The sequence below is a fragment of the Pseudomonas sp. JV245A genome (assembly GCF_032424515.1).
GTDB classification, from domain to species: Bacteria; Pseudomonadota; Gammaproteobacteria; order Pseudomonadales; family Pseudomonadaceae; genus Aquipseudomonas; species Aquipseudomonas protegens.
Genome location: NZ_VYKE01000013.1, coordinates 73,067 through 79,260 on the forward strand (window position 1 = coordinate 73,067; position 6,194 = coordinate 79,260).

The following is a 6,194-nucleotide window of genomic DNA, read 5'->3' on the forward strand; positions in this document are numbered from 1 at the left end:
GTCCGCACCCTCGCCACGCCCGGAAGGAGAAACCCATGGGACAGCGTACGCCTCTGTATGACCTGCATCTCGCCCTCGGCGCGAAAATGGTCGATTTTGGCGGTTGGGATATGCCCTTGCATTACGGCTCGCAGGTCGAGGAGCACCATCAGGTGCGACGTGATTGCGGTGTGTTCGATGTATCCCACATGACCGTGATCGATGTCAGCGGTACCCAGGCCAAGGCCTGGCTCCAGCGGTTGCTGGCCAATGATGTCGAACGCCTGCACAACCCCGGCCAGGCTTTGTACAGCACCATGCTCAATGAACGGGGCGGCATCGTTGACGACATGATCGTCTATCGCCTCGAAGACGCTTATCGCCTGGCGCTCAATGCCGCCACCCGTGATCAGGACCTGGCCTGGATGCAGGCGCAGCTGGGGGATTTCCAGGTGCAGCTGCACGAGCGCCCGGAGCTGGCGATGCTGGCGATCCAGGGCCCTCAGGCGCGGCACAAGATTGCCGAGCTGGTAACCCAGTCCCGCGGCACCCTGATCCAGCAGCTCAAGCCATTCGAAGCCGGCTTTGACGGCGACTGGTTCATTGCCCGGACCGGCTACACCGGCGAGGACGGTCTGGAGATCGTCCTCCCTGCCGACCAGGCCCCGGCCTTCTTCAACGACCTGGTGGGGGCGGGGATCTCGCCCATCGGTCTGGGCGCCCGGGACACCCTGCGCCTGGAGGCCGGCATGAACCTCTATGGCCAGGACATCCATCAGGATGTCTCGCCCCTGGCGGCGAACATGGCCTGGAGCATTGCCTGGGAACCGGCGTCACGCCAGTTCATCGGTCGCAGTGCCCTGGAAGCCGAACGGGCGGCCGGGGTGAAGCAGAAACTGGTGGGCCTGGTGCTCGAAGAACGCGGGGTTTTACGTGCGCATCAGGTGGTTCGCATCGCCGATGTTGGCGAAGGTGAGATCACCAGTGGTAGTTTCTCCCCTACGCTGAGCAAATCGATCGCACTGGCGCGGGTGCCAATGGCCACCACCGACCGTGCCGAAGTGGAAATCCGCGGCAAGTGGTACCCGGTCCGGGTGGTCAAACCGACCTTCGTGCGTCACGGCAAAACCCTGATCTAACTATTTCCAGCAGGCATTGCGCCGCTGACACTTCTTCTTGAGGACACAGAACATGAGCGATATCCCTGCCCACCTGCGTTTTGCCGACAGTCACGAATGGGCCCGCCTGGAAGCCGACGGCAGCGTGACCGTAGGTATTAGCGACCACGCTCAGGAAGCCCTGGGCGATGTGGTTTTCGTCGAGCTGACTGAAGTCGGCAACGTGTTCGGCGCTGGGGACCAGGCCGGTGTGGTGGAGTCGGTGAAAGCCGCTTCCGACATCTATGCGCCGGTGGCCGGTGAAGTGATTGCGGTCAACGAAGAGCTGAGCGCCAGCCCCGAGCTGCTCAACAGCGACCCGTACGGTGCCTGGATCTTCAAGCTCAAGCCAAGCAACCCGGGCGATCTGGACAAGCTGCTGGACGCCGCCGGCTACAAGGCCGCCATCGGCGAGTAAGCCGTTCTCGCCGGCGCGTCCGCCCCGTTTGCGCAGGGCGGGCTTGCTGGCGAAGGCTCTTAAGCCTGCAACACCTCTTTCACCGCCGCCACCGCGCGTTCCACGTCGGCCTTGCTCATGGCGGTGAACATCGGCAACGAGACGATCAGCCGACCGACCCGTTCCGCCACCGGGAACATCCCCTCCTTGAAGCCGCGCTCGCGGTACAGGCTCAGCAAATGAATCGGTGGGTAGTGATAGCCGATGCCAATCCCGCGTTCCTGCATCTGCTCCATGAAGGTGGCGCGGGCCGGCTTGCCATCCTTGCGCTCCGGCAGTACCAGCTGGAACAGGTGCCAGTTGCTGTTGGTGAAGTCCGCCGGCGGTAGCTGGGCGCCATAGCGGGCCTCGAAATCGCTGCCAAAGCATTCGAAGTAGTGCCGGGCCAGCTCACGGCGATGGGCGGTGATCGCCTCGATATGGGCGAACTGCCCCAGGCCGATGGCGGCTGCCACGTCGGTCATGTTGAACTTGCCGCCGAGCACATCCACATCCAGGCCGTCGAAGCCGTTGCGGGTCACGCCCTGCAGGCGGTACTTCTCGGCCAGGCGCACTTCTTCTGGCGTGTTGAGCACCAGGCAGCCGCCCTCGGACGAGGTGACGTTCTTGTTGGCCTGGAAGCTGAAGGACACGAAGTCGCCACCGGCACCGATGCGCTGGCCGTTCCAGCTGGAGCCCAGGGCCTGGGCGGCATCTTCCACTACCCGCAGGCCGTGCTTCTTGGCCAGGGCGTAGAGGCGGCTCATGTCCACCGGCAGCCCGGCCAGGTACACCGGGATGATGGCCTTGGTGCGCGGGGTGATGGCGGCTTCGACCTGGGCCAGGTCGATATTGCGGGTGACCGGGTCGATATCGGCGAACACCGGCGTGGCCCCGACTTCGAGGATGACGTTGGCGGTGGCCACCCAGGAAATCGGCGTGGTGATGACTTCATCACCGGCACCGATGCCGGCAATGCGCAAGGCGATCTCCATGGTGCAGGTGCCGGAGTTGAAGGTGCGTACCGTGCGCCCGCCGAAAAACTCCGAGAGCTGGGCTTCGAAGGCCTGGACCTTGGGGCCGCTGGTGATCCAGCCCGAACGCAGGACTTCGCCGACAGCGGCGATGGTGGGTTCATCGATGGTGGGTTTGGAGAACGGCAGGAAAGGCAGTTGGCTCATGACGATGGGACACCCGATAAGCGGACGATAGGGGCACAGGTTGCGATGCGCCGGGGCTGGCGCGTTGACGTCGAGCATGATGGTACCGATTGCCCCGGGACGCCAGAGCATCGACGCGGGAAATCGACTGCTATGCTGCTTGGCACCCTGTTGCAGCGACGCTGAGCGCCGTTTATCGGAGAGAGCCGGTCATGTCCCAGTTGCTATCTTTGAGCCAGTTACGCGAGCCCAACGCTTTTCTCAACCGGCACCTGGGGCCCGACGCCGAGGAGCAGCAAGCGATGCTCGCCAGCCTCGGGCTGGGCAGCCGGGCCGAACTGATCGAGCAGACGGTGCCGCCGGGAATCCGCTTCAACCGCGCACTGGACCTGCCGCCGGCCCTGGACGAAGCGGCCGCCCTGGCCAGGCTCAAGGGTTATGCCGGGCAGAACCAGGTCTGGACCAGCCTGATCGGCATGGGTTACCACGCCACCCTGACGCCGACGGTGATCCTGCGCAACGTGCTGGAGAACCCCGGCTGGTACACCGCCTATACCCCCTACCAGCCGGAAATCGCCCAGGGCCGGCTCGAAGCCTTGTTGAATTTCCAGCAGATGACCATCGACCTCACCGGCCTGGACCTGGCCAACGCCTCGTTGCTGGACGAAGCCACCGCCGCCGCCGAAGCCATGGCCCTGGCCAAGCGCGTGAGCAAGTCTTCGAGCAACCTGTTCTTTGTCGATGAACACTGCCACCCGCAAACCATTTCCGTGGTCCGCACCCGGGCCGAAGGCTTCGGTTTCGAGCTGGTGGTCGGCGGGGTCGACGAATTGTCCGGGCACCAGGTGTTCGGCGCGTTGCTGCAGTACCCGGACACCCATGGCGAGATCCGCGACCTGCGGCCGCTGATCGACCAGTTGCACGCCCAGCAGGCCCTGGCCTGTGTCGCGGCCGACCTGCTCAGCCTGTTGTTGCTGACCCCGCCGGGCGAACTGGGGGCCGACGTGGTGCTCGGTTCGTCCCAGCGCTTCGGCGTGCCCATGGGCTACGGCGGCCCCCATGCGGCGTTTTTCGCCTGCCGCGACGAGTACAAGCGCGCGATGCCCGGGCGCATCATCGGCGTGTCCAAGGATGCCCGCGGCCAGGTGGCCCTGCGCATGGCCTTGCAGACTCGCGAGCAGCATATCCGCCGCGAGAAGGCCAACTCGAACATCTGCACCGCCCAGGTGCTGCTGGCCAATATCGCGGGTTTCTACGCCGTCTATCACGGCCCGGCCGGGCTCAAGCGCATTGCCCAGCGGGTACACCGGCTGACCTGCATCCTCGCGGTCGGCCTGGAGCGCCACGGCATTGCCAGGGTCAATCGGCACTTCTTCGACACCCTGACCCTGGAGGTCGGCGGCAGCCAGACGGCGATCATCGAAAGCGCCAGGGCGCAGCAGATCAACCTGCGGATTCTCGGCCGTGGCCGGCTGGGGCTGAGCCTGGATGAAACCTGTGACGAAAGCACCGTGGCCCGTTTGTTCGACGTGTTCCTGGGTGCCGACCACGGGCTGGATGTCAGCAGCCTGGACGCCGAGGCGCTGGAGTCGGGGATTCCCGACCCGCTGCTGCGACGCACGCGCTACCTGACCCACCCGGTGTTCAGTGCCCATCACAGCGAAACCGAAATGTTGCGCTACCTCAAGCAGCTGGAGAACAAGGACCTGGCGCTCAACCAGTCGATGATTCCCCTGGGCTCCTGCACCATGAAGCTCAATGCCAGCAGCGAGATGATCCCCATCACCTGGCCGGAGTTCGCCAACCTGCATCCCTTCGCACCCCGGGAGCAGGCTGCCGGCTATGGCCTGCTGATCGCGGAGCTGGAGCGTTGGCTGTGCGCCATCACTGGTTTCGACGCCATCTGCATGCAGCCCAACTCCGGGGCCCAGGGCGAGTACGCCGGGCTGCTGGCGATTCGTCGCTACCACGAGAGCCGCCGGCAAGGCGGCCGGCATGTCTGCCTGATCCCGGCGTCGGCCCACGGCACCAACCCGGCCTCGGCGCAGATGGCCGGGATGCAGGTGGTGATCGTCGAGTGCGACGAGGCCGGCAACGTCGACCTGGAAGACTTGAAGGCCAAGGCCCAGGCGGCCGGCGAGCGCCTGTCGTGCCTGATGGCTACCTACCCTTCCACCCACGGCGTGTACGAAGAGGGCATCAGCCAGATCTGCGAAGTTATCCACAGCCACGGCGGCCAGGTGTACATGGACGGCGCCAACCTCAACGCCCAGGTAGGCCTGGCCCGGCCGGCGGACATTGGCGCCGATGTCTCGCACATGAACCTGCACAAGACCTTCTGCATTCCCCATGGCGGCGGTGGCCCGGGCATGGGGCCGATTGGCGTGCGCGCGCACCTGGCGCCGTTTGTCGCCAACCACCCGGTGGTGCCCATCGACGGGCCGTTACCGGAGAACGGCGCCGTCAGCGCAGCGCCCTGGGGCAGTGCGAGTATCCTGCCCATCAGCTGGATGTACATCGCCCTGATGGGGCCGCAGCTGGCGGATGCCAGCGAGGTGGCGATCCTTGCGGCCAACTATCTGGCCGAGCAATTGAGCGGTGCCTTCCCGGTGCTCTACAGCGGCCGCAACGGCCGGGTGGCCCACGAATGCATCCTCGATCTGCGCCCGCTCAAGGCCCAGACCGGGATCAGCGAGGAAGACGTGGCCAAGCGCTTGATGGACTACGGCTTCCATGCCCCGACCATGTCCTTCCCGGTGCCGGGCACCCTGATGGTGGAGCCCACGGAAAGCGAATCCAAGGCCGAGCTCGACCGTTTTATCGAAGCCATGCTGAGCATCCGCGCTGAGATCGCCCAGGTGCAGGAGGGCAACTGGCCGGCCGAGGACAACCCGCTCAAGGGCGCTCCCCATACCCTGGCGGATATCACCGGAGTCTGGGAGCGCTCCTACAGTATCGAACAGGCGGTGCTGCCCACCGCCCATACCCGGGCCCACAAGTACTGGCCGGCGGTGAACCGGGTGGACAACGTCTATGGCGACCGCAACCTGTTCTGCGCCTGCGTGCCGCTGGCGGACTACCGCTGAACGGGCCTCAGTAGTGGTGGCGCGTCCGCGCCGGCTGGCTGCCATGGCTACTGGCACGGGCAGGTTGGGTTTCCAGGGGATAGAGGTGCAGCAATTCTTCCTCGATCACCTGGTTGCTCAGGCCCAGTTCCAGCTCCGGGCAGTCCAGGTCCAGCCAGTCACCGTGCTGCAACTGCAGGTCGCTCTCGCGCCGGCTGGCGCTGTGGAACACATAGTGGACCATGCCCGGTTGCAGGAACTGTTCGTGCTGTTCGAGGAAGGCCTGGGAGTATTTGCGAATAGCCCACCAGTTCTGCTGGTCGAGGCGATAGCTGCGCTGCGGCAACGGCGTGCCCTGGCGTTCGACCCGGACATTGAGTGACAGGCTGTTCTGCAG

The 6,194-nt window shown here is 65.1% G+C and carries 4 protein-coding genes and 1 pseudogene; 3 read left to right on the forward strand and 2 right to left on the reverse strand.

Annotated elements, in window-relative coordinates; all coding sequences use genetic code 11:
- Nucleotides 1-35: 35 nt before the first annotated feature.
- Nucleotides 36-1,118 carry a glycine cleavage system aminomethyltransferase GcvT gene (gcvT, locus tag F6S12_RS06275; RefSeq protein ID WP_077934936.1) on the forward strand — a complete coding sequence of 361 codons (1,083 nt, stop codon included), beginning with the start codon at nucleotides 36-38 and terminating at the stop codon, nucleotides 1,116-1,118.
- Nucleotides 1,119-1,170: 52 nt separating this feature from the next.
- Complete coding sequence (gene gcvH, locus F6S12_RS06280) at nucleotides 1,171-1,554, forward strand: glycine cleavage system protein GcvH (RefSeq protein ID WP_011064135.1); 384 nt, start codon at nucleotides 1,171-1,173, stop codon at nucleotides 1,552-1,554.
- A gap of 59 nt (nucleotides 1,555-1,613) precedes the next feature.
- Here gcvH and F6S12_RS06285 read toward each other — a convergent pair whose 3' ends face one another.
- The gene (locus F6S12_RS06285) at nucleotides 1,614-2,753 is read right to left on the reverse strand and encodes a DegT/DnrJ/EryC1/StrS family aminotransferase (protein WP_077934935.1); all 1,140 of its coding nucleotides are present in this window, start codon (nucleotides 2,751-2,753) and stop codon (nucleotides 1,614-1,616) included.
- A 191-nt stretch (nucleotides 2,754-2,944) separates the two neighbouring features.
- On the opposite strand from F6S12_RS06285, the gene gcvP reads away from it, so the two are divergent.
- Nucleotides 2,945-5,818 carry an aminomethyl-transferring glycine dehydrogenase gene (gene gcvP / locus F6S12_RS06290; protein WP_053154443.1) on the forward strand — a complete coding sequence of 958 codons (2,874 nt, stop codon included), beginning with the start codon at nucleotides 2,945-2,947 and terminating at the stop codon, nucleotides 5,816-5,818.
- A 7-nt stretch (nucleotides 5,819-5,825) separates the two neighbouring features.
- On the opposite strand, the pseudogene F6S12_RS06295 reads toward gcvP, so the two are convergent.
- Nucleotides 5,826-6,194 (reverse strand): annotated as a pseudogene (locus tag F6S12_RS06295) (fumarylacetoacetate hydrolase); the annotation flags it as partial.

Excerpts from the sequence above, each read along its gene's own strand:
- gcvT (WP_077934936.1), top strand. The coding sequence starts at position 36 with ATGGGACAGCGTACGCCTCTGTATGACCTGCATCTCGCCCTCGGCGCG.
- gcvH (WP_011064135.1), top strand. The coding sequence starts at position 1,171 with ATGAGCGATATCCCTGCCCACCTGCGTTTTGCCGACAGTCACGAATGG.
- F6S12_RS06285 (WP_077934935.1), bottom strand. The coding sequence starts at position 2,753 with ATGAGCCAACTGCCTTTCCTGCCGTTCTCCAAACCCACCATCGATGAA.
- gcvP (WP_053154443.1), top strand. The coding sequence starts at position 2,945 with ATGTCCCAGTTGCTATCTTTGAGCCAGTTACGCGAGCCCAACGCTTTT.